Raw genomic sequence first — 22,931 nt, 5'->3', positions numbered from 1 at the left:
CAGCGCACCGGCACGGACGCCTGGGACTGTGTCTATCGAGGATCGTAACCCCAGGGGGTGAACGCCCGGCAATCCCCGGGCGTCCCCGCGCTTGCGCCCTGGCCTGTTGTTCACGCCCTGGTCACACACATTCGTCCCGATGTCAGGGACGTACGCCGTGTCCCGCCCGGGCCAGGTCGACGGCCGCCTGCTCAAGATCCGCCGAAGCGTCCGTGATCCGGCGGCTGGCCTGCGCCACCTGCGAGGACAGTTTGCGCACCTCCAGGTACACCCGCACGGCCAGCACGGCGAGCACGGCCACTCCGAGAAAACCCAGGGCAATTGCGAACATCGGCCACAGCATGGGCCGAGCCTAGGCCACCCGCCGGTTCAGATGCTGCGCAGGGTGCTCACGCCGCCACCGGTCAGCAACTCCACGATGCGCTCACCAGCCGGTTTGCGTACGGCAGCACCGCATTCAGGACAGGTGAAGGAGTAGAACGTGGTGCGCCGGCTGCCGCCGATGGCCAGCCGCAGCGCGCCCGCGCCCAACTCGAAGCGGGCCCGGCAGTCGGGGCAGGAGGCCTTGAAGGCGACGGGCTCGGACGTGGGCGACATCGACCGCGCTCCCCTCAGACCTGTTCCCCGTACCCCGCGAGTGCTTCTCGAGCAGCGCTCCGCGCACTCTCCGCCAGGTCTGCGGGAGCGACGATCCGCCCCTCGCGTCCGAGCCGCAGGGCGAGCCGGCGCAGCGAGGCCGGGTCCGGGCTGCGCAGGGTGATCCGCAGACCGCCCCCGGGCAGTTCCTCGGCGCTGTCGTGCGGGTAGTACTCGGCGACCCAGCGCCCGCCCGGCCCCACCTCGACGACGACCTCGGGGTCCTCGGCGGCCGGCTGGACCAGGCCCTCGGACAGGTCGCGCGGCTCGATGGCGGGCGGCTCGGCCCGCTCGTCCAGCAACCGGATCTCGGCGACCCGGTCGAGGCGGAAGGTGCGCCGGGCCTCGGAGAGGTGGCACCAGCCCTCCATGTACGTGTGTCCCACCGCGAAGAGCCGGATCGGGTCGACCGTGCGCTCGGTGAGCTCGTCCCGGGCGGGCGAGTAGTAGCGCAGCCACAGCCGCCGGCGCTCCGCGATGGCCCGGTCGACGTCCGCGAAGACCCCGCCCTCGGACTCGAAGGTCACCGACAGCCGGGAGCTGGCCCCGGCCACCTCGCCAGCGGCCGCCTCCAGCTTGGCCGTGGCCCGCAGCAGGGCGTCCCGGTCGCTCTCGCGCAGCCCCGGCAGGGTCGCCACGGCGCGCGCGGCCACCAGCAGGGCGGTCGCCTCGTCGGCGGCCAGCCGCAGCGGCTCGGCGGTGGACTCCCCCGAGGCGTCGGGGTTGCGCCACCAGATGCGCTCCCCGTCGGTGTCGATGTCGAGCAGGTCCCCGCCCCGGAAGCTCGTTCCGCACATGGGCAGCACGTCGAGGTCCGAGATCAGCTCGTCCTCGGTGATCCCGAAGGCGCGCGCGACGTCCGCGACGTGCGCACCGGGGCGCTCGCGCAGGTAGGTCACCAGGGACAGCATCCGGCGGGTCTGGTCGATGGCGTTGGCAGCCATGCTGGTACGTCTCCCCCTCAGGGCACGTCTGTGGATGTCGCTGTTGTCGAACGGTGCGGCCGCGGATCGGCCGCCGGGCCCGCGGGCCCCGGGGTCGGGCCCCGGTCAGGCCCCGGCGACGGCCCGCAGCCGGTCCACCACGTCCGCCCGCAGGTCGGCGGGACCGACCACGACGACGTCGGGCCCGAACTCCACCAGCCATGCGTCGAGCCCGTGCCCGTAGGGGATCTCCAGCTCGTCCCAGCCGTCCCCGCCCTCACGCACCGCGGTGGCCTTGGCCCGCAGCGGATAGCCCGCCCCGGCCCGCAGCCGGATCAGCGCGCTGCGGTCCGCGCTCTCCCCGGCCCAGCTCGCCACGGTCTCCCGTACGGTCACCACGTCCGGCACCTCCGCGGTGTACTTCGCGGCCCGGGAGCGGACCTTGCCGGTGATCCGGGAGAGCCGGAACACCCGCTCCGCCCCGCGGTCGCGGTCGTAGCCGGCCAGGTACCAGTGGCCGCGCCAGCACTCCAGCGCCCAGGGCTCGACCTGCCGGGCCTCGGGCCGGGCGGCGGTGGACTTGCGGTAGTCGAAGACCACCGGCCGGCGGTCCCGGCAGGCCAGCATCAGCGGCTCGAAGGCGGCCTCGTGGACCGGGATGCGCGGCTCGATCGCGCTGTGCTGCCCCTCGTACGGGTCCTCCGCCTCGGGCATCCCGCCCGCGCGCAGTTTCTGCAGGGCTCCACTGGCGGCTCCCGCCAGCCGCGCCTGCTGCCAGACCTTGGCCGCCAGCCCCAGGGCGGCGGCCTCCTCGGCGTCCAGCGAGACGGGAGGCAGCCGGTTGCTGTCGCGGCGGGCCAAGTAGCCCGTCTCGCCGTCCAGGTTCTCCACCGTCTCGATGACGAGGCCGAGTTCGCGCAGATCGTCCTTGTCCCGCTCGAACATGCGGTTGAAGGACTCGTCGTTGCCGGCCTCCATGTAGGCCTCGATGGAACCGCGCAACTCGCGCTTGCTGAGCGGCCGGCGGGTCCCCAGCAGACACAGCGCCAGATTCATCAGCCGCTCGGCCTTGGCAATCGCCATCGACGCCCTTCCGCCCTTCTCCGCCTGCACATCCGTCGAACCGTCACACGGGCCGCGACAGGTTGCGCAGGGCCCGTGACGGTTGACCGTACCGCCCCGGCGCGCCCGGGCAAAAAGCGAGGGGCCCCGCCGGACGGCGGGGGCCCCTGCACCGATCACGGATGTCCGGATCAGCCGACCTTGACCAGGTCGCAGACGAAGATCAGCGTCTCGCCCGGGGCGATCGCGCTGCCCGCGCCGCGGTCGCCGTAGGCGAGGTCGGCGGGGATGACCAGCTTGCGGCGGCCCCCGACCTTCATGCCCTGGACGCCCTGGTCCCAGCCGGAGATGACCTGGCCGATACCGAGCTGGAACTGCAGCGCGGAACCGCGGTTCCAGGAGGCGTCGAACTCCTCGCCGGTGGAGAAGGCCACGCCCACGTAGTGGACGGAGACCCGGTCGCCCTTCTTGGCCTCGGCGCCGTCGCCCAGCCAGATGTCCTCGATCACGAGGTCCTTGGGGGCCTCGCCCTCGGGGAAGTCGATCTCGGGCTTCTGGAGGTCACTCACGGAACTTCTCCTCATACGTACGAAACGGTCAACCGGAACAGTCTTACATCACCGCGAGGATGTCGAGGCTGAAGACCAGCGTCGACTTCGCCGGGATGGTGCCCTGCTCCTTGTCGCCGAAGGCCTGGTCCGGCGGGATGACCAGCAGGATGCGGCTGCCGACCTTCTTGCCGACGATGCCGTCCTTCAGACCCTTGACCGAGAGCTCACCCAGCGGCCAGGTGACCGTCTGGTCGCTGGTGTAGGTGCTCTCGAAGGACTTGTCGTCCTTCCACGTCTTGCCGTTGAACTTGACGACGACGCTGTCGGTGTCCTTCACGACCGCGCCGTCACCCTCCAGGACGTAGTTCGAGACCAGCTTGGTGGGCTCGGCCGTGTCCTTCGGGACGGTCACGGAGACTTCCTTGCCGTCCGCGTTCGTGCCGACCTTGGGCAGGTCCTTGTTCTCCTGGGCGACTTCCTTGCCCGTGGCCGAGGCCGGGACGGTCGCGCCCTTGACGATGTCCACGACGAAGACCAGCGTGGCGTTCGGCTTGATCTTCTCGCCCGAGCCCTGGGCCCCGTAACCGAGCTCCGGCGGGATCACCAGCTCGACACGGCTGCCGACCTTCTGGCCCTCCAGGCCCTGGTCCCAGCCCTTGATGACGGCGCCGGCGCCGATGGTCAGGTCGAACGGAGCGGGCCGCCCGAAGCTCTTGTCGAACGGCTCCTTGCCGTCCCACACCTGGCCGAGGTAGTGGACCTGCGCGATGTCGTTCTTCTTCAGCACCTGCCCGGTGCCCTCGCTGACGGTCACCACCTTCAGCTCCTTGGGCGGCGTGCCCTTCCCCTTCGACAGGGTGGGCGTCTCCCCGAACGCGGCTCCCTTGGTGATCGCGGGGGCCCCGTTCTTCATCTGGGCGGAGTCGGAGCCGCTGTCGTCGCCACACGCTGCGGTCGTCAGCAGCAGGAGGGGTACGACAAGCAGGCCGGCAAGTCGGCGCACGGGTTCCTCAGATCTCAGACGGCAAAGCGGTCGCTCGCCACTCTAAGCCGTGCGCAGGGCCCCGTACGAGAGACGTACGAGGCCCTGGCGAGGAGTGTGATGTCACACTGCGGTCACTCTGCGGTCCTGACTGCCGCGCTGGATGCCGCCCTACATGCCGGCGATCAGCTTCTCCACCCGGTCGTCCACCGACCGGAACGGGTCCTTGCACAGCACCGTCCGCTGCGCCTGGTCATTCAGCTTCAGGTGCACCCAGTCGACCGTGAAGTCCCGCCGCTGCTCCTGCGCCCGGCGGATGAAGTCGCCGCGCAGCCGGGCACGCGTCGTCTGCGGGGGCACCGATTTGCCCTCGAAGATCTTGAGGTCGTTGCAGATCCGCGCCGCCTGCCCCTTGCGCTCCAGCAGGTAGTACAGCCCGCGCCGGCGGTGGATGTCGTGGTACGCGAGGTCTATCTGAGCCACTCGCGGGTTCGACATGGTCATGTTGTGCTTGGCCCGGTACCGCTCGATCAGCTGGTACTTCATGACCCAGTCGATCTCGGTCCCGATCCGGTCCAGGTCCTCCGCGTCGATCGCGTCGAGCGTGCGACCCCACAGCTCCAGCACCTGGTCCACCACACCGGTACGGATACCCCGGCGCTCGGCGAAGTCCACCGCCTTGTCGTAGTACTCCCGCTGGATCTCCAGCGCCGAGGCCTCCCGGCCGCTCGCCAGCCGCACCTTGCGCTGACCCGTGATGTCGTGGCTGACCTCGCGGATCGCCCGGATCGGGTTCTCCAGGGTCAGGTCACGCATCACCGTGCCCGCCTCGATCATGCGCAGCACCAGGTCGGTGGCCCCGACCTTGAGCAGCATGGTCGTCTCGGACATGTTCGAGTCACCGACGATGACGTGCAGCCTGCGGTAGCGCTCGGCATCCGCGTGCGGCTCGTCCCGGGTGTTGATGATGGGCCGCGAGCGGGTCGTGGCGGAGCTGACGCCCTCCCAGATGTGCTCGGCCCGCTGGCTCACGCAGTAGACCGCACCGCGCGGCGTCTGCAGCACCTTGCCCGCGCCGCAGATCAACTGCCGCGTGACAAGGAACGGAATGAGAATGTCCGCCAGGCGGGAGAATTCCCCGTGCCGGGCCACCAGGTAGTTCTCGTGGCAGCCGTACGAGTTGCCCGCCGAGTCGGTGTTGTTCTTGAAGAGATAGACGTCGCCCGCGATTCCCTCCTCGTGCAGGCGGCGTTCGGCATCGACGAGCAGACCTTCGAGAATGCGCTCGCCTGCTTTGTCGTGAGTGACCAGCTCGGTCACGTTGTCGCATTCGGGAGTTGCATATTCCGGATGCGAACCCACGTCGAGGTACAGGCGGGCGCCGTTCCGCAGGAAGACATTGCTGCTGCGGCCCCATGACACAACACGGCGGAAGAGGTAGCGCGCCACTTCGTCAGGAGACAGTCGGCGCTGTCCCCTGAACGTGCACGTGACGCCGTACTCGTTCTCCAGCCCGAAAATGCGGCGGTCCATGACTGAACATTACGCCTTCTGCCCTCTTCTGAAACCGGGTTCGGGAGCGCCGTTTCGATCAGTTCCCATCAGCGGGCCGATCGACGCCCCGATCACACCCCGATCGCGGCCCGATCGGCCCATCCGGCGCACCCTCCGATCAGGGCGCCGACGGAGCACCCGACGGCACGTCACGCGAGCCGTCCGACGCCCCGTCGGACGAACCCGCCACCGCGCGACTGCGGCCGCCCGTTGCCATCGCCCGCTGAGTGACCATCAGCACCAGCAGCGCCGCGCCGCCCGCCACGCCCGCCACACCGAAGCCCGCCGCGGTACCGCCCAGCTCCACCGCCGGCCCCGCGGCCGCCGTACCGATCGCCGCGCCCACCCCGAAGAACGTCACCAGCCACGAGAACGCCTCCGTCACCGTGCCCGCCGGGGCGTGCCGGTCCACGACGATGAACGCGCACGCCAGCGAGGGCGCCAGGAACACGCCCGAGAGCGCCGCCAGCGCGGTCATCGCCACCGGCCCCGGAACCAGCATCAGCGGCAGATAGCCGACCGCCAGCAGGGCCACCAGCAACCGCAGCCGCCGCTCGGGCGCACCGGACCACTGCCGGGCTCCGTAGAACACACCGCCGACCAGCGCGCCCAGGCCCAGCGCCGCCATCAGCCAGCCGTACACCGCCTGACCGCCGTGCTCGTCCGCGTACGCCACACCGGCCACCGTGATCGAGCCCAGCGCCGTACCCACGAAGAAGAACGCACCGAGCAGCGCCAGCAGACCCCGCGAACGCAGCGCCCCCAGCCAGTGCGCCTCCCGCGGCGCCGAGCGCCACTTCCGGGACGGCTCGCTGACCACCACGGACAGCGCTCCGAGCACCCCGATCGCGTTGAGCGCCAGCAGCGCCCCCGCCGGTGACCACATCGCCACGAACAGCGTCACCAGCAGCGGACCGACGGTGAACATGACCTCCTGGGCCACCGCGTCCATCGCGTACGCGGCGTGCACCTTCTCCTCGCGACCGCCCAGCACCCCCGGCCACAGCGCCCGCAGCCCGCCCTCCAGGGGCGGCGTGAAGAGCCCCGCGACCACCACGGCGGCGTACGCGGCCACCGCCGACCCGGTGCCCGCGAGCGCCAGCCACAGCATGCCCAGCGCCGAGGCCACCGCGGCCGGCAGCTGGACCCGCGGCTGCCCGAACAGGTCCACGGCACGGCCCAGCAGCGGCTGACCCACCGCGTTCGCCAGTCCGTACGCGGCGGCCAGCGCACCCGCCAGGCTGTAGCTGCCGCCCTCGGCACGCGTGAACAGCACGATCGCGATCGGTCCGGTGGCATTGGGCAGCCGGCCCACGAGCGTGCCCACCAGCAGCCTCGCGGCGTGCCGGGTCCTCAGCAGCTCCGCGTATCCCGCGGCCATGACCGCCCCCTTCCGCCCGGATCCAGCCGGGAGTACCCAAGTAATACGTATAACTTGACCCGTCATACGTACCATGGCCGCAGTCCGCCGGTCCACCCCGCGGACCCCGCAACACCGCCCGACCTCGCACTTCAGGAGCCCCGTGTGACGAGACCCACCAGCCGCGACGTGGCCACCGCCGCCGGGGTCTCCCAGGCCACCGTCTCCCTCGTTCTCGGGGACAAATGGGCCGGCCGCGTCTCCGAGCGCACGGCGGCCGTCGTCCGTGAAACCGCCACCCGCCTCGGCTACCGGCCCAACCTCGCCGCCCGCAACCTCCGCCTCGGCACCACCCGCACCGCCCTCCTCGTGGTGCCCGCCCTCACCAACGAGTTCTTCGCCCGGGTCTACACCGGAGCCGCCCGCATCGCCGCCGAACACGGCTTCGGCGTCGTCCTCTACCCCTCCCCCGACGGCACCGGCCCGGCCCGCGACCCCTTCGCCTCCGCCCGCGCCGCTCTCGACGGGATCATCGCCTCCTCCATGGCCGCCGACGCCCTCGACGCCATCGGCGGCAACGCCCTCCCCCTCGTCATGCTCGACAGCGACCCCACCGCCGGCACCGCCGCCGCCCACGTCAACCTCGCCATGGCCGACGGAATGCGCCAGATCACCGAGCACCTCCTCGCCCTCGGCCACCACCGCTTCCTGCACCTCGCCTCCGCCGTCGACTCCTGGACCTTCGACACCCGCGCCGAAGCCCTGACGGCCCTCCTGGGCCCCGGAACCGAGCTGCGCACCGTACGGTCCCCCCTCACCGTCGACGGCGCCCGGACGGCCATGGAGGCCGCCCTGGCCACCCCCCAGGACCGACCCACCGCCATCGTCTGCGACGACGACATCCTCGCCGCCGGCGCCTGCAAGGCCGCCCGCCGCCTCGGTCTGCGCATCCCCGAGGACCTCTCGATCACCGGCTTCGACGACCTCGCCCTCGCCACTGCCGTCGAACCCGAACTCACCACCGTCCACCTCCCCGCCGAGCGCGTCGGCGAACAGGGCATGACCGCGCTCCTCGCCGTCCTCGAAGGCACCCCCTGGACCGCCCCCGACCTCCCGGTCCGGCTCGTCGTCCGCGACTCCACCGGCCCCGCCCCCACCGCCTGACCGGCCCGGACACGACAAAGCCCGGACACGACAAAGCCCCGGCCCGCCGGAACGGCGGACCGGGGCTCCCACTGCACTGCGCCTACTCGGCGTCGTCCTCCGGCGCCTCGTCGTTCGACACGGCATCGGCCTGCACCGCCGCCGTCACGTCCGCCTCCAGCAGCCGCGACAGCTGCCGGCCCCGGATCCGCTTGAACTTGCGCTGCTGGGACCGCGTCCGGTCCAGCACCGCGACCTCCAGCCGCTCGGCCGGAATGGTCTTGTCCGCGCCGTTGGCCTGGCTGGACAGCGCCTGCACCGCCAGCTTCAACGCCTCGGACAGGGTCATCCCGTCCCGGTGACGCTGATCGAGGAAGGTACTGATCTGCTCGGCGTTGCCACCGACCGCGACCGAACCGTGCTCGTCCACGATCGACCCGTCGTGCGGCAGCCGGTAGATCTGGTCCCCGGCCGCGGTCGCACCGACCTCCGCGACCACCAGCTCCACCTCGTACGGCTTCTCGCCGGCCGAGGAGAAGATGGTGCCGAGCGTCTGCGCATAGACGTTGGCCAGCCCACGGGCCGTCACATCGTCACGGTCGTAGGTGTACCCGCGCAGATCCGCGTACCGCACACCACCGATCCGCAGGTTCTCGTACTCGTTGTACTTGCCGGCGGCCGCGAAGCCGATCCGGTCATAGATCTCGCTGAACTTGTGCAGCGCACGGGACGGGTTCTCGCCGACGAACACGATGCCGTCGGCGTACTGCAGCACGACCAGGCTGCGACCGCGGGCGATGCCCTTGCGGGCGTATTCCGCCCGGTCGGCCATGGCCTGCTGGGGTGACACATAGAACGGAGTCGACACCGGCTGTCCGTCCCTTTCTTCTGGGCTCCTACGGGGCGACGGATGGTCAGAGCAGGGCGGCGCGCGGGCCGTCGGGCTGCTCCAGCCGACGGTTGGTGACCGTACGGGCGAGCTCCTGCGACTCGTCGTCGGTCAGCCTGCGGAACCCCTCGTCCGTGATGACGGTGACGATCGGGTAGATGTGGCGGTACAGGTCCGGCCCACCGGTCGCCGAGTCGTCGTCGGCGGCGTCGTACAGCGCCTGTACGACCAGGGTGGTGGCCTGCTCCTCCGTCAGATCGGGACGGTAGAGCTTCTTCATGGAGCCCCGGGCGAAGATCGAACCGGAACCGGTGGCGGCGTAGCCGTGCTCCTCGGAGCGGCCGCCGGTCACGTCGTAGGAGAAGATCCGGCCCTTCTCCTTGGCCTCGTCGAACCCGGCGAAGAGCGGCACGACGGCCAGGCCCTGCATCGCCATGCCGAGGTTGCTCCGGATCATGGTGGAGAGCCGGTTGGCCTTGCCCTCCAGGGACAGGGTCGTCCCCTCCACCTTCTCGAAGTGCTCCAGCTCGAGCTGGAACAGCTTGACCATCTCCACGGCCAGGCCGGCCGTACCGGCGATGCCGACGGCGGAGTACTCGTCCGCGGGGAACACCTTCTCGATGTCCCGCTGCGCGATCATGTTCCCCATGGTCGCCCGCCGGTCACCGGCGAGGACGACCCCGCCGGGGAAGGTGGCGGCGACGATGGTCGTCCCGTGCGGCGCCTCGACGACACCCTCCGGCAGCTTGCGGTTGCCGGGCAGCATCTCGGGCGAGTGCGCCCCGAGGAAATCCATGAAGGACGAGGACCCCGGCGTCAGGAAGGCTGCCGGTAGACGCCCTGTGCTACGAGTGTTGGCTTCCACAGGTTTCCTTCCACGTAAGCGGCTGCACGCCCCACGACGTCCGGCCGATCCTTGAACTGGCCCGGTGCCGCTCTGCGGCTGAAGCACCGGACGCCTCGGACCCTACCCGTCTGATGATCGTGATCCACATGCTCTGCCGAACCCGATCGGCGGAGCGGTCGGACCTCGTCCCGAGCGGCGATCGGGCACTGCTCATGACCGGACGGTACGGATGTCGTACCCGCACCGTCCGACCTGTCACTCCGCACCCGACCTTCGAATCGAAGGTCAAATGACCTTACTGGCCACCCTTTTGAACGAAGCTTCGCACGAAGTCCTCGGCATTCTCTTCGAGCACGTCATCGATTTCATCGAGTACGGAGTCGACGTCGTCGGAGAGCTTCTCCTGGCGCTCCTTGAGGTCGGTCGATTCCTCGACCGCCGCCTCCTCGACCTCCTCGGTCGAGCGCGTCGCCTTCTGCTGTCCGCCGCCGGTGTCCTTGGTCGCCATGTCTACCTCACCCCGCTCGGTTCGCACGCTCACACAGAGAGACCCCGGATCGGGATCTCCCAAGATCAGACCCTACGTCGGACCCTACAAGGAGGGTCCGACATTCGTCCCCGTAGTTGTCCAAAAGCTCCGGCGCAACGTCCGGCTCTCTTCATGATTCCCGGACCGGAGGCCTTTCAGCCGCGCTCACTGCCCCGAAAGCACCCGGACCAGGTCCTCCGCCGTGCGGCAGCGGTCCAGGAGCTCCTTGACGTGGTTGCGCGTCCCCCGCAGGGGTTCCAGCGTCGGGACCCGCTGGAGCGAGTCGCGGCCGGGGAGGTCGAAGATCACCGAGTCCCAGGAGGCCGCGGCCACGTCGTCCGCGTACTGCTCCAGGCAGCGGCCGCGGAAGTACGCCCGGGTGTCCTCCGGGGGTTTGCTCTGGGCCCGTTCCACCGCGGGCTCCTCCACCAGGCGCTGCATCTTGCCGCGGGCCACCAGGCGGTTGTACAGGCCCTTCTCGGGCCGTACGTCCGAGTACTGGAGGTCGACCAGGTGCAGCCGCGCCGCGTCCCAGCCCAGCCCGTCCCGGCGTCGGTAGCCCTCCAGGATCTCCCGCTTGGCGATCCAGTCCAGCTCTCCCGACAGGCTCATCGGATCGCTCTCCAGCCGGCCCAGCACGTCCTCCCAGCGGGCCAGCACGTCCTTGGTCTGCTCATCGGCGTCCGACCCGAAACGTTCGTCCACGTACTTCCGCGCCAGCTCGAAGTACTCCATCTGGAGTTGCACGGCGGTGAGTGTCCGGCCGCTGCGCAGCGTGATCAGGTGCTGGAGGTCCGGGTCGTGGGAGACCTGGTGCAGGGTGCGTACCGGCTGGTCGACGGCCAGGTCGACGTTGATGAACCCGTCCTCGATCATGGACAGGACAAGTGCGGTCGTGCCGAGCTTGAGATAGGTGGAGATCTCCGAGAGGTTCGCGTCGCCGATGATCACGTGCAGCCGGCGGTACTTCTCGGCGTCCGAGTGCGGCTCGTCCCGGGTGTTGATGATGGGCCGCTTCAGGGTGGTCTCCAGGCCGACCTCGACCTCGAAGTAGTCCGCGCGCTGGCTGATCTGGAAGCCGTGTTCGCGGCCGTCCTGGCCGATGCCCACGCGTCCCGCGCCGGTCACGACCTGGCGCGAGACGAAGAAGGGGGTCAGGTGGCGCACGATCTCCGAGAAGGGGGTCTCCCGCTTCATCAGGTAGTTCTCGTGCGTGCCGTAGGAGGCGCCCTTGTTGTCGGTGTTGTTCTTGTAGAGGTGGATGGGCTGGGCGCCGGGGAGCTGGGCGGCGCGTACGGCCGCCTCGGCCATGATCCGCTCGCCGGCCTTGTCCCAGAGGACGGCGTCGAGCGGGTTGGTGATCTCGGGCGAGCTGTATTCGGGGTGTGCGTGGTCGACGTAGAGCCGTGCGCCGTTCGTGAGGATGACATTGGCGAGGCCGATGTCCTCGTCGGTCAGCTGGCTGTTGTCGGCGGCCTCGCGGGCGAGGTCGAAGCCGCGGGCGTCCCGCAGCGGATTCTCCTCCTCGAAGTCCCAGCGGGCGCGTCGCGCCCGGTGCATCGCCGCCGCGTAGGCGTTGACGATCTGGGACGAGGTGAGCATGGCATTGGCGTTCGGGTGCCCCGGGACGGAGATCCCGTACTCCGTCTCGATCCCCATTACTCGCCGTACGGTCATGCGGCCCTCCTTGCCCGGCGGCGCTCCCCTCTCGGGAGCGGCGCTCAAGTACCGCTGGTGCTCCGGTGCGTGTGACTGTGCGGTGCCCGTCCCCGCACTGCGCGTCCGGCGGTACGGAAGAGCCTAGAACCACTGCGCGCTCGTGGGGAGATCATTTCCGTCATTGAATGCGCCTTGTCACCGGCTGAAAGCGGCCGGTGAAGCGGTGGGGGTAAAGCAGTCGGCTGCGGATGCCCGGGGAGGGCATCCGCAGCCGCTCCGGGTCAGAGGTACTGACCGGTGTTCGCCACCGTGTCGATGGAGCGTCCGGTGTCCGCGCCCTGCTTTCCGGTGACGAGCGTGCGGATGAATACGATCCGCTCGCCCTTCTTTCCGGAGATGCGGGCCCAGTCGTCCGGGTTGGTGGTGTTGGGCAGGTCCTCGTTCTCCTTGAACTCGTCCACGCAGGCCTGGAGCAGGTGCGCCACCCGCAGGCCCTTCTGGTTGTGCTCGAGGAAGGCCTTGATCGCCATCTTCTTGGCCCGGTCGACGATGTTCTGGATCATCGCGCCCGAGTTGAAGTCCTTGAAGTAGAGGACTTCCTTGTCGCCGTTGGCGTACGTGACCTCGAGGAAGCGGTTCTCCTCGGTTTCGGCGTACATCTGCTCGACGACGGTCTGGATCATGCTGTGGACGGTGCCGTCCTTGGAGCCCTGGTGTTCGGACAGGTCGTCCGTGTGCAGGGGCAGCGAGGCCTTGAGGTACTTCGCGAAGATGTCCTTCGCGGCCTCGGCGTCCGGACGCTCGATCTTGATCTTCACATCGAGGCGGCCGGGGCGCAGGATGGCCGGGTCGATCATGTCCTCGCGGTTGGAGGCGCCGATGACGATGACGTTCTCCAGGCCTTCCACGCCGTCGATCTCGGCGAGCAGCTGGGGGACGATGGTGTTCTCCACGTCCGAGCTGACTCCGGATCCGCGGGTGCGGAAGAGGGACTCCATCTCGTCGAAGAAGACGATGACGGGGGTGCCCTCGCTGGCCTTCTCCCGGGCACGCTGGAAGACGAGGCGGATGTGCCGCTCGGTCTCGCCGACGTACTTGTTGAGGAGTTCGGGGCCCTTGATGTTCAGGAAGTAGGACTTCCCGGCGGGCTGGCCGGTCACCTCGGCGACCTTCTTGGCAAGGGAGTTGGCGACGGCCTTGGCGATGAGCGTCTTGCCGCAGCCGGGCGGGCCGTAGAGCAGGATGCCCTTCGGGGGCCGCAGTTCGTGTTCCTTGAAGAGGTCCGGGTAGAGGTACGGGAGCTCGACCGCGTCGCGGATCAGCTCGATCTGGTCGCCCAGGCCGCCGATCTTGTCGTAGTCGATGTCGGGGACCTCTTCGAGGACGAGCTCTTCGACCTCGCTCTTGGGGACGACCTCGTAGACGTAACCGGAGCGGGGTTCGAGCAGGAGGGCGTCGCCGGGACGGATGGTGATGTCCAGGAGCGGCTCGGCGAGCCTCACCACCCTTTCCTCGTCGGTGTGCCCGACGACCAGGGCGCGCTCGCCGTCCTCGAGGATCTCCTTGAGGGTGACGATGTCCCCGGCCCGCTCGAATTCCATGGCCTCGACCACGTTGAGGGCCTCGTTGAGCATGACCTCCTGGCCGCGCCGGAGGTCTTCCGGATCGACGCTGGGGCTGACGTTCACGCGGAGCTTTCGGCCTCCGGTGAAGATGTCGACGGTGCCGTCCTCATTCGACTGCAGGAAGACACCGAAACCGGCCGGCGGCTGTGCGAGCCGGTCGACTTCTTCCTTGAGGGCCACGATCTGGTCTCGGGCCTCACGGAGGGTATTCGCGAGTCGTTCGTTCTGTGCGGATACGCCGGCCAGATTTGTCTGGAGCTCGACGATCCGCTCTTCGAGAATCCTCGTGTGTCGCGGAGAGTCGGCGAGCTTTCGTCGCAGGACGGCGATTTCCTGCTCGAGATAGGCAACCTGGCCGGCGGGGTCCTCGGACCCTCGCGCGGGCCGGATGCCGCGGTTGATGTCGTCGTCGTGGGCTGCCACGGTCCTCACCTCCTCCAAGGGGAGCTGGACGCTTCCTGACCCTACCTGGGCTGGTGGTGATTGAAACCCCTAGATCACAAAGACGGTAGAGGTGTGTCCGATCTTCACCCTTGCGTACTCCCTCACGCCAAGGAAATACCCACCCATCAAACTCGGGAAGCAGCCGGTTGTAAGGTCGAACTGTTCAACACCCGTCAGGGCTCGCGCGACTTGCTGCGGGTTGTGACCGGGATGGATCACTCAGCGCAGGGAACGGCAGGAGATATGACCGTGCAGCAGGAGGCTCCGACGGGCGGTGCCGGTGAGGCCGGCGAGCCGCTCGAGGTCTGGATCGATCAGGACCTGTGCACCGGGGACGGCATCTGCGTGCAGTACGCGCCTGAGGTGTTCGAGCTGGACATCGATGGTCTGGCGTATGTGAAGAGCGCCGAGGACGAGCTGCTGCAGGACGCGGGGGCGACCACTCCGGTTCCGCTGACGCTGCTCCAGGACGTGGTCGACTCGGCGAAGGAATGTCCGGGCGACTGCATTCACGTAAGGCGCGTTTCGGACAGGGTGGAAGTCTTCGGCCCCGACGCGGAGTGACGTTTCAAACACTCCTGGAGGCCGAGTCCGTCAGCTCCTGGCGGAATTTTCCGTCGTGCCAGCGCCACTTGGCGAGCTGTTTCGTGTCGGGGCTGTAGCGGGGTACGTCGGGTGAGGAGTAGCCGACGAGGGTGGCCGTGACGAGGCCGTCGCGGACGGTGAGACCGGTGACGGTCTGGCGCCGGGCGGCTTCGAGCAGGGTGGCGACGACGCGGGAGCCGGCGCCTTCGGCCGGGCCCCGGGTGAGCACGTAGATCGCGTGGGGCGGGGTGCCGGAGCCGGCTTCGCAGCGGACGGCGGCCACGGCCTCGGGGCGGCCGTCGCCGTCGAGGTCGCCCTGGGCGCTGGTGGTGACGGTCTGCGGGGCGCCCTTGCAGTCGAGGGGGTAGGTCACCCCCGCGGGGTCGGGGGCGGCGGCCTGCGGGCCCTTCGCGGCGGGTTCCCCGGCGGCCGCGGGAGTGCCGGTGGCCGGCTGTACGAGTCCTGCCGCGGCTATGACGGCGGCCATGGCGGTGGCCGTGGCGAGCCAGTGGACGGGCCTGGTGCGGCTGTGCCCCAGGGTTTCCGGGATCGGGGCCGGCTCGGCGGTGCTGTGCGGCACGCGGGGTGTCTCCTGTGCGAAGGGTGACGGGGAGCCAGCATCGTGCCACACCTCACACAGGGGTGGAACGGCTGGGTCCGGCGGCGGTGCGCGGACAACGAAAAGGCGCTGTGGCGCAGTTCCCGGGTGGATCGGGGAACTGCGCCACAGCGCCTGCGTGTTGGGTCTGCGAGGCCGTTATGCGGAGCGGTCGCTGCCGGGGCCGTCGTAGTCCTCGCCGTAGGCGCCCTTGGCGGGGCGGCGGCGGCGCATCGGGGGCTCGACTCCGTCCGCGAGGCGGCGGGCGGTGACGAGGAAGCCGGTGTGGCCGATCATCCGGTGGTCCGGGCGGACGGCGAGGCCTTCCACGTGCCAGTTGCGGATCATCGATTCCCAGGGCTGCGGCTCGGCGAAGCAGCCGATCTCGCGGATGGACTCGACGGTCTTGGACAGCTGGGTGGTGGTGGCCACGTAGCAGCAGAGGATGCCGCCGGGGACCAAGGCCTTGGAGACGGCCTCCAGGCACTCCCAGGGGGCGAGCATGTCGAGGATGACCCGGTCGACGTCCGTGTCGGACAGGTTGTCCTGGAGGTCGCCGACGGTCAGCTGCCACGCGGGGTGGGGTCCGCCGAAGTAGCGCTCGACGTTGGCGGTGGCGATCTCGGCGAAGTCCGCGCGGCGCTCGTAGCTGTGGAGCATGCCCTGGTCGCCGATGGCGCGCAGCAGGAAGCTGCTCAGGGAGCCGGAGCCCACTCCCGCCTCCACGACGCGGGCGCCGGGGAAGATGTCGGCGAAGGCCAGGATCTGGCCCGCGTCCTTGGGGTAGACCACGGCGGCGCCGCGGGGCATGGACAGGACATAGTCGGGGAGCAGGGGGCGCAGCGCGAGGTATGCGACGTTGCCCGTGGTGCGGACAACGCTGCCTTCGGGAGCACCGATCAGCTCGTCGTGCGGGAAGGAACCCTTGTGGGTGTGGAAATTCTTCCCGGCTTCGAGCGTGAACGTGTAGTGGCGGCCCTTGGGGTCGGTGAGCTGTACCTGGTCCCCGACCTCGAAGGGCCCGCGTCGGCGGGCGGCACCGGTCGGTTCGGACATGTGACCAGTGTATTGGCTTCAGGACTGGGGCCGTGCCATGGCCTTCACGAAGGCCTTCTCGACGTCGAGGGTGGACAGGACGCCGTAGATGGTGCCGGCGGATTCGACGACGAGGTACTCGGTGGCGGGGGTGGCGCGGAGGTGGTCGAGGAGTTCTTCGCCGGTGAGGTCCGCTGAAACCTTCATGCCGTCGGTGAGGTCCTGGGCAAGGGTGCTGACGGCGACCCAGGGACGGCGGTGTTCGGGGACGGAGGCGATGGCGGTCTCGCGGACGATGGCGGTGGGGTCGCCGTGGCCGTCCACGACGACGAGGGCGCGGGCGCCGGCTTCGTTGGCGCGCCGCAGGGCCTCGGAGAGCGGGGTGGTGTTCTCGACGGGGATGGCTCGGCGGGTGAGGGTGCGGGCGCGCAGTTCCGGGAGGTGCTGGCGCAGGCGGGCCATGCGCAGGCTGTTGCCGGCTCCGGTCCAGATGATGGCGGCGAGGATGGCGGCGAGCAGGGCGTCCATGACGGTGTTCATGCCGCCGATCTCGCCGGTGCGGTTGCCGAGGGTGCCGGTCTGGGTGAGCAGCGGGAGGCCGATGAGGACGGCGACGGCGAGGCCGCGGCCGACCCAGGCGGCGGCGACGGTGCCTGCCATGGGCTTGCCGGTGATGCCCCAGATGACGGCACGGAGCATGCGGCCGCCGTCGAGGGGGAGGCCGGGGAGCAGGTTGAAGGCGGCGACGAGCAGGTTGGAGATCATCAGCCCGGCGAGGAGGACGCCGGGGACGGTGGCCGGGTCGACGGCTTTCATGCCGAGGTAGAAGGCTCCGGCGAGGAGGAGGGAGAGCAGGGGGCCGACGAAGGCGAGGACGAATTCGCGGCCGGGTGTCTCGGATTCCTTTTCGATCTCGGAGACGCCGCCGAAGAACTGGAGCTGGATGCGGCGCACGGGGAGCTTGAAGCGCAGGGCTGCGACCGTGTGCGCGAGTTCGTGGACCAGGACGGAGGCGTAGAAGGCGACGGCGAAGAAGAGGGAGACCAGGTAGCGGATGGGCCCGAGGTCGGGCAGGACGCGGTCGAGCTGGTCGCCGAAGACCCAGGTGATGAGGGCGGCGACGAGGAACCAGCTGGGCGAGACGTAGACGGGTACGCCGAAGGGGCGGCCCATGAGGATTCCGCCGCCCGGTCCGGAGCGCCTGCCTGCGCGCTCGCCGGTTTCGTCGGTGTCTGCCACGGCTGTCCTTCGTTCGGTGCTGGTGTTTCCAGTGTGGTTCTGGTCGTCTTCGGGGTGGTGCTGTAGCGGGTTGTGATGCTCCGATCATGCAGTGCGAGGGGGCTTGGCGTCGATGGTATGCGCGTGCTGTCGGCGGTGGGTCGTAGGGTTTTGTCCATGACGACGAGCCCCGGTGCTGTGCCTGACGCAGCCGATGCCGATGCGCGGAGCGCTGTGGCGCCCACTTCGCTCTCCCCTTCGCGGGCGAGCGATTTCATGCAGTGCCCGTTGCTGTACCGGTTTCGGGTGATCGACAGGCTGCCGGAGAAGCCGAGTGCGGCGGCGACGCGCGGGACGCTGGTGCACGCGGTCCTGGAGCGGCTCTTCGATCATCCGGCGCAGGAGCGTACGGCGCCGCGGGCGAAGGCGTTGCTGCCGGGGCAGTGGGACCGGCTGCTGGAGTCGAAGCCGGAGCTGACGGAGCTGTTCCCGGAGGGCGACGAGGGGGCGGGGCTGGCGCGCTGGCTGACGGAGGCCGAGGCGCTGGTCGAGCGGTGGTTCACGTTGGAGGACCCGACCCGGCTGGAGCCGGTGGAGCGGGAGTTCTTCGTGGAGACCGAGCTGGAGTCGGGGCTGCGGTTGCGCGGGATCATCGACCGGGTGGACGTGGCTCCGACGGGTGAGGTGCGGATCGTCGACTACAAGACGGGGAAGGCGCCGCGCCCGGAGTACGCGGAGGGCGCGCTGTTCCAGATGAAGTTCTACGCGCTGGTGGTGTGGCGGCTGAAGCAGGTGGTGCCGCGGCGGCTCCAGCTGGTGTACCTGGGCAGCGGGGACGTGCTGACGTACGACCCGGTGATCGCGGATCTGGAGCGGGTGGAGCGCAAGCTGCTCGCGCTGTGGGAGGCGATCCGGGAGGCGACGGAGTCGGGTGACTGGCGGCCGAGGCCGACGAAGCTGTGCGGCTGGTGTGATCATCAGGCGGTGTGTCCGGAGTTCGGCGGGACTCCCCCGCCCTACCCTCTGGTGATTTCCCCCGGCTACCGCCGGGAGGTGCCCCCGGCGCGGCCGGGGGCGGAGCTCCCGGCGGAGTCCTGATCCCGGGGTCAGGGCAGAATGGACGCGCCCGCCGTAGCCGTCCGACGAATACGAGGTAGACCCGTGGCGATCCGCGTCCTTCTGGTCGACGACCAGCCACTGCTGCGCACCGGTTTCCGGATGATCCTGGAGGCCGAGGAGGACCTGGCGGTGGTCGGTGAGGCCGGGGACGGTCTGCAGGCGCTGGACCAGGTCCGGGCGCTGCAGCCCGACGTGGTGCTGATGGACATCCGGATGCCGCGGATGGACGGGGTGGAGGCGACGCGCCAGATCACCGGTCCGGAGCGCAACGGGCCGGCCAAGGTGCTGGTGCTGACCACCTTCGACCTGGACGAGTACGTGGTGGAGGCGCTGCGGGCGGGAGCGAGCGGGTTCCTGCTGAAGGACGCGCCGGCGAACGAACTGGTGCAGGCGATCCGGGTGGTCGCGGCGGGTGAGGCGATGCTCGCGCCGAGCATCACGCGCCGTCTGCTGGACAAGTACGCGGGGCATCTTCCGTCGGGTGAGGAGAGCCTTCCGAACACCTTGGGGACGCTGACCGAGCGTGAGGTCGAGGTGCTGAAGCTGGTGTCCCGCGGGCTGTCGAACGCGGAGATCGCGGCGGATCTGTTCGTGAGCGAGACGACGGTCAAGACGCACGTGGGGCACGTGCTGACCAAGCTGGGTCTGCGGGACCGGGTCCAGGCGGCGGTGTACGCGTACGAGAGCGGTCTGGTCCGCCCCGGGGCCCAGTAGCTCCGCCGGGGCGCGCATGCGCGAGGGGGCCGTACGTGCTGACACGTACGGCCCCCTCGCGTATGGCTACGGCATCAGCCCTTGCTGATCTCCCAGAAGCGGAAGACCGTCGAGGCGTCGAGGGACCACTGCAGGCCGGTCACGTTCTGGCGGGTGACGGCGTACTGCTTGCCCTGCCAGAGCGGGATGAGCGGGAGCTCGTCGGCGACGATGTCCTGGAGGCGGTTGTAGTCCGTGTTGGCCGCGGTGCGGTCGGACTTCGCGGAGGTCGACGGGATGATGGTCCCGGTGATCTCCTTGTTGTCGTAGTTGTTGTTCAGCACGTTGCCCGGGCCGAAGAACGGCTGCGTGAAGTTGTCGGCGTCCGGGTAGTCGGGCACCCAGCCCTTCACGTACACGCCGTACTTGCCGGCCTGGATGTCCTTCTCGTACTGCTCGTACTCGACGGACTTGACGTCGGCGTCGAAGAGGCCGCTGTCGTTGAGCTGCTTGGCGATGACCTCGAACTGCTGGTCCGTGGAGGGGCCGTAGCGGGACGGGGTGGAGTACAGGGTCAGCTTGACCTTGCCGTTGATGCCGGCGGCCTTGAGGACGGCCTTGGCCTTCTCGGGCTGCGGGGTGCCGCCGTAGCGGTCGAAGAACGGGGTCGTGTGGCCGGCGATGCCGGTCGGCACGATGGAGTAGAGCGCGGTGGCGGTGCCCGCGTACACGTCCTTGACGAGGGCTTCGCGGTCCACGAGGTAGGCGATGGCCTTGCGGACGGGCAGCTTGCCGACGACGGGGTCGTTGACGTTGAACACCATGTGCTCGACCTCGGCGCCCGTGCCCTGGACGACGTCGACCTTTTCGTCGCCGGTCTTGCTCGACGCGAGGGCGGCGATGTCCTTGGCGGCGAGACCGCGGAACGCGAAGTCCACGTCCCCGCTCTCCAGGGTCGTCTTGAGGCCGGCCTGGTCGCCGTTGAAGAACTTCAGCGTGACGCCGGTGTTCTTGGCCTTGGCCTTGCCGCTGTAGGACTCGTTGACGGAGAAGGTGGCGCTCTTCTCGCCGAAGGAGTCCAGCTTGTAGACGCCGGAGCCGATGGCCTTGTTGTCGCTGCGCAGCTTGTCGGCCGGGTACTCGGCGTGGTCGACGATGGAGCCGGCACCCGAGGCGATCTTGCTGGGGAAGGTCGCGTCGGAGGTCTTCAGCTTGAAGATGACGGTCTTGTCGTCGGGGGCTTCGATGCCGGCGATCGACGAGAGCATCACGGCCGGGCCGTTCTCGTCGTTGATCTTCAGCGTGCGCTCGAAGGAGAACTTGACGTCCTTCGAGGTGAGGCTGTGGCCGTTGCTGAACTTCAGGCCGTCCCGCAGGGTGCACTTGTAGAGCTTGCTGTCACCGCCCTCGAAGCCACAGGTCTGCGCGGCGTCGGGCTCGGGGGTGGTGCCGCCCTTGGGGAAGCTCAGCAGCGACTGGAAGACGTTGTTGAACAGCAGCCAGGAGCCCGGGTCGTAGCCCGATGCCGGGTCGACGGACTTCACCTTGTCGGATATGCCCATGACCACGCCCTTGCCGCTGCCGGCATTGGAGCCATCGGTCGAACCGCAACCGCTGAGCAGCGCGGCGGCGGTGGCTGCGCCGAGCGGAGCCGCCAGCCACTGGTTACGTCGATTCACGCGAACGTCCTTCACAGTCGAACTGTTTCGTTGCGCCGGCCTGCGACACCCGCCGCCGGTTGTTGCGTTCTCAGCCGCTTACGCCGCGACCGAGCTCCCACAGCTGGAGGTCGGAGATGGCGTTGACCGACCACTCCACTCCGGTGATCCCGTCGCGTGCGGCGACGTACTGCTTGCCCTGCCACAGAGGCAGGACGGGCACGTCCTCGGCGACGATGTCCTGCATCTCCGTGATCGCGGGCACGGCGACGTTACGGTCGGCCGCGCGCCGGGATTCGGGGAGGAGCCTGCTGCGCACCGCGTTGTTGGCGTACGGCGTGCCCAGGAAGTTGTCCTGCTCCAGGAACGGGGCGAGGAAGTTGTCGGCGTCCGGGTAGTCGGGGAACCAGCCGAGCCCGTAGGCGGCGTGTTCGCCCTTCTTCTGGGCGGGGCGGAAGTCCGCCCACTCGCTGCCCTGGACGGTGATGTCGAACAGCTGGGTGGAGTTCAGCTGGGCCTTGAGGGCCTCGAACTCCGCCGCGGTGCCGTCGCCGTAGTGGTCGCTGGTGTAGTGCAGGGTCAGCTTGACCGGGGTCTTGATCCCGGCCTCCTTCAGCAGTGCGGCGGCCTTGGCCGTGTTGGCCTCGCCGTACTTGTTGTAGAAGGAGTTGACGTGGCCCGTCACGGTGGTGGGGACCAGCGAGTAGAGCGGCTGGGCGGACTTGCCGTAGACCTTGGAGATGAGCTGGCCGCGGTCGACGGCGGCGGCGAGGGCCTGGCGGACGGCCTTCTCCTTGACGACCGGCGCCTCGGTGTTGAAGCCGAGGTAGCGGATCTCCAGGCCGGGCATCGGGACCAGCTTGACGCCCTTGGGCGGCCGCTCGGTGAGCTCGGTGATCTGGGCGGGCGACAGGGTGCGGGAGACCATGTGGATCTTCCCGTCGGTGAGCGCCTTGCTCATGGCCGGGGAATCGGCGAAGGTGCGCAGTTCCACCTTGTCGTTCTGCAGCTTGAGGTCGCCCTTGTAGTGCGGGTTCTTGCTGAAGACGGCGCGGACCAGCCGGTTGCCCTTGACCTCGGCCTTCATCGTGTACGGGCCGGAGCCGTCCACGGCGAAGCCGTCGCGGAGCTTCTTGGCGTCGTAGTTCTTCGCGCTGACGATGCCGGCGGCGGGGGTGGAGAGCTTGAACGGGAAGGTCGCGTCCGGGGTCTTCAGGTGGAAGACGACGGTGTCGGCGCCCTTGACCTCGACGTTGTCGAGGGTGGAGAGCAGCGAGGAGGGGCCGTTCTCGTCCTTGATGGCGAGGACGCGGTCGATGGAGAACTTGACGTCCTTGGCGGTGAGCGGCTCACCGTCGGCGAACTTCAGCCCGGGGCGCAGCGTGCAGCGGTAGCTCTCGTTGCCGGCGTCGGTGAAGCGGCAGGCGGAGGCTGCTTCGGGGACGGGCTGGCCGCCGCCGCGCGGGGTGTGCATCAGCGTCTGGACGGTCTGGCGCAGGACGTTCCAGGCGCCGGCGTCGTAGGCGTAGGCCGGGTCGAAGGGGGCGGGAGCGAAGTCTGCGGCCTCGAACCGATCGGTGGTTCCGACGACGATCGCTCCGGATCCTGCTCCTCCGCCGCTCGCGCTGCCGCAGGCGGCCAGCGCGGGGGTGAGCAGTCCGGCCGCGGCCGTCAGCACCATGGTCTTGCGGTTCATGCTGGAAGTACTCCCTGTAACCGGCACTTGTTCAAAGCGGCGTAAAGGGCACTTCACGGCGGTCGCCCGTTCAGGGCGGAACGATCGGGCCGGTGTAGTGACGATCGGTCCACGCGGTCCCGGCA

General features: G+C 69.3%; 23 protein-coding genes. 4 read left to right on the top strand and 19 right to left on the bottom strand.

The genetic code is table 11. From position 1 onward, the window contains the following. Positions 1–142 precede the first annotated feature (142 nt). From OG373_RS30515 to OG373_RS30480, 8 genes are all read right to left on the bottom strand, one after another. Positions 143–343: a hypothetical protein gene (locus OG373_RS30515; protein ID WP_397737932.1), complete on the bottom strand. Its 201-nt coding sequence runs from the start codon at positions 341–343 to the stop codon at positions 143–145. Between the two features lie 26 nt (positions 344–369). Beyond that, a complete protein-coding gene (locus tag OG373_RS30510; RefSeq protein WP_053703996.1) occupies positions 370–597 on the bottom strand; it encodes a hypothetical protein in 228 nt (75 codons plus the stop codon). Between the two features lie 14 nt (positions 598–611). After that, a complete protein-coding gene (locus OG373_RS30505) occupies positions 612–1,580 on the bottom strand; it encodes a helix-turn-helix transcriptional regulator (protein WP_405441537.1) in 969 nt (322 codons plus the stop codon). 105 nt (positions 1,581–1,685) lie between these two features. Beyond that, a complete protein-coding gene (locus OG373_RS30500) occupies positions 1,686–2,642 on the bottom strand; it encodes a YafY family protein (RefSeq protein ID WP_030016322.1) in 957 nt (318 codons plus the stop codon). 170 nt (positions 2,643–2,812) lie between these two features. Then, positions 2,813–3,205, bottom strand: a complete 393-nt coding sequence (locus OG373_RS30495) for an FKBP-type peptidyl-prolyl cis-trans isomerase (protein WP_405441535.1) — start codon at positions 3,203–3,205, stop codon at positions 2,813–2,815. A gap of 28 nt (positions 3,206–3,233) precedes the next feature. After that, a complete protein-coding gene (locus OG373_RS30490) occupies positions 3,234–4,175 on the bottom strand; it encodes an FKBP-type peptidyl-prolyl cis-trans isomerase (protein ID WP_189974325.1) in 942 nt (313 codons plus the stop codon). A gap of 150 nt (positions 4,176–4,325) precedes the next feature. Beyond that, positions 4,326–5,687, bottom strand: a complete 1,362-nt coding sequence (pafA, locus tag OG373_RS30485; protein ID WP_030016332.1) for a Pup--protein ligase — start codon at positions 5,685–5,687, stop codon at positions 4,326–4,328. Between the two features lie 139 nt (positions 5,688–5,826). After that, the gene (locus OG373_RS30480; RefSeq protein ID WP_405441533.1) at positions 5,827–7,089 is read right to left on the bottom strand and encodes an MFS transporter; all 1,263 of its coding nucleotides are present in this window, start codon (positions 7,087–7,089) and stop codon (positions 5,827–5,829) included. Positions 7,090–7,233: 144 nt separating this feature from the next. Here OG373_RS30480 and OG373_RS30475 point away from each other — a divergent pair, with 144 nt between their 5' ends. Next, on the top strand, positions 7,234–8,232 hold the full coding sequence (locus tag OG373_RS30475) for a LacI family DNA-binding transcriptional regulator (protein ID WP_405441532.1): 999 nt from the start codon (positions 7,234–7,236) through the stop codon (positions 8,230–8,232). Between the two features lie 82 nt (positions 8,233–8,314). Here OG373_RS30475 and prcA read toward each other — a convergent pair whose 3' ends face one another. The 6 genes from prcA to arc all read right to left on the bottom strand — a co-directional run bounded on the left by prcA (position 8,315) and on the right by arc (position 14,183). Then, positions 8,315–9,079, bottom strand: a complete 765-nt coding sequence (gene prcA / locus OG373_RS30470; RefSeq protein WP_161288465.1) for a proteasome subunit alpha — start codon at positions 9,077–9,079, stop codon at positions 8,315–8,317. Between the two features lie 46 nt (positions 9,080–9,125). After that, positions 9,126–9,965 carry a proteasome subunit beta gene (gene prcB / locus OG373_RS30465; RefSeq protein WP_385588429.1) on the bottom strand — a complete coding sequence of 280 codons (840 nt, stop codon included), beginning with the start codon at positions 9,963–9,965 and terminating at the stop codon, positions 9,126–9,128. Next, positions 9,917–10,213: an endonuclease domain-containing protein gene (locus OG373_RS30460; RefSeq protein ID WP_405441530.1), complete on the bottom strand. Its 297-nt coding sequence runs from the start codon at positions 10,211–10,213 to the stop codon at positions 9,917–9,919. Before OG373_RS30460 ends, prcB begins: the two co-directional genes overlap by 49 nt. Before the next feature lie 29 nt (positions 10,214–10,242). After that, a complete protein-coding gene (locus OG373_RS30455; RefSeq protein WP_030016348.1) occupies positions 10,243–10,455 on the bottom strand; it encodes a ubiquitin-like protein Pup in 213 nt (70 codons plus the stop codon). Between the two features lie 186 nt (positions 10,456–10,641). After that, entirely contained in the window at positions 10,642–12,153 is a 1,512-nt protein-coding gene (dop, locus tag OG373_RS30450) for a depupylase/deamidase Dop (protein WP_405441529.1), read from the bottom strand. A 263-nt stretch (positions 12,154–12,416) separates the two neighbouring features. Further along, on the bottom strand, positions 12,417–14,183 hold the full coding sequence (gene arc / locus OG373_RS30445; RefSeq protein ID WP_397737915.1) for a proteasome ATPase: 1,767 nt from the start codon (positions 14,181–14,183) through the stop codon (positions 12,417–12,419). A 264-nt stretch (positions 14,184–14,447) separates the two neighbouring features. Between arc and OG373_RS30440 the strand changes: the two genes are divergently transcribed. Next, a complete protein-coding gene (locus tag OG373_RS30440) occupies positions 14,448–14,768 on the top strand; it encodes a ferredoxin (protein ID WP_397737913.1) in 321 nt (106 codons plus the stop codon). Between the two features lie 4 nt (positions 14,769–14,772). On the opposite strand, the gene OG373_RS30435 is transcribed toward OG373_RS30440, so the two are convergent. From OG373_RS30435 to OG373_RS30425, 3 genes are all read right to left on the bottom strand, one after another. After that, a complete protein-coding gene (locus OG373_RS30435; protein ID WP_405441528.1) occupies positions 14,773–15,369 on the bottom strand; it encodes a hypothetical protein in 597 nt (198 codons plus the stop codon). A gap of 177 nt (positions 15,370–15,546) precedes the next feature. Next, positions 15,547–16,443, bottom strand: coding sequence for a tRNA (adenine-N1)-methyltransferase (locus OG373_RS30430; protein ID WP_030016358.1), 897 nt, complete (start codon positions 16,441–16,443; stop codon positions 15,547–15,549). 18 nt (positions 16,444–16,461) lie between these two features. Beyond that, on the bottom strand, positions 16,462–17,595 hold the full coding sequence (locus OG373_RS30425) for a site-2 protease family protein (protein WP_405444265.1): 1,134 nt from the start codon (positions 17,593–17,595) through the stop codon (positions 16,462–16,464). Positions 17,596–17,817: 222 nt separating this feature from the next. Here OG373_RS30425 and OG373_RS30420 point away from each other — a divergent pair, with 222 nt between their 5' ends. Further along, positions 17,818–18,738: a RecB family exonuclease gene (locus OG373_RS30420; protein ID WP_397737909.1), complete on the top strand. Its 921-nt coding sequence runs from the start codon at positions 17,818–17,820 to the stop codon at positions 18,736–18,738. A 63-nt stretch (positions 18,739–18,801) separates the two neighbouring features. Next, positions 18,802–19,473 carry a response regulator transcription factor gene (locus OG373_RS30415; protein ID WP_030389607.1) on the top strand — a complete coding sequence of 224 codons (672 nt, stop codon included), beginning with the start codon at positions 18,802–18,804 and terminating at the stop codon, positions 19,471–19,473. Between the two features lie 74 nt (positions 19,474–19,547). Here OG373_RS30415 and OG373_RS30410 read toward each other — a convergent pair whose 3' ends face one another. Both OG373_RS30410 and OG373_RS30405 read right to left on the bottom strand, forming a co-directional pair. Next, on the bottom strand, positions 19,548–21,131 hold the full coding sequence (locus OG373_RS30410) for an ABC transporter substrate-binding protein (RefSeq protein ID WP_397737906.1): 1,584 nt from the start codon (positions 21,129–21,131) through the stop codon (positions 19,548–19,550). Between the two features lie 70 nt (positions 21,132–21,201). Then, entirely contained in the window at positions 21,202–22,806 is a 1,605-nt protein-coding gene (locus OG373_RS30405; RefSeq protein WP_405441527.1) for an ABC transporter substrate-binding protein, read from the bottom strand. Between the last annotated feature and the right edge of the window lie 125 nt (positions 22,807–22,931).

It is taken from the genome of Streptomyces avidinii, from assembly GCF_045161815.1.
GTDB lineage: Bacteria > Actinomycetota > Actinomycetes > Streptomycetales > Streptomycetaceae > Streptomyces > Streptomyces avidinii.
The sequence above is the reverse complement of the archived record's forward strand: the minus strand, read 5'-3'. Positions and strand labels throughout refer to the sequence as shown.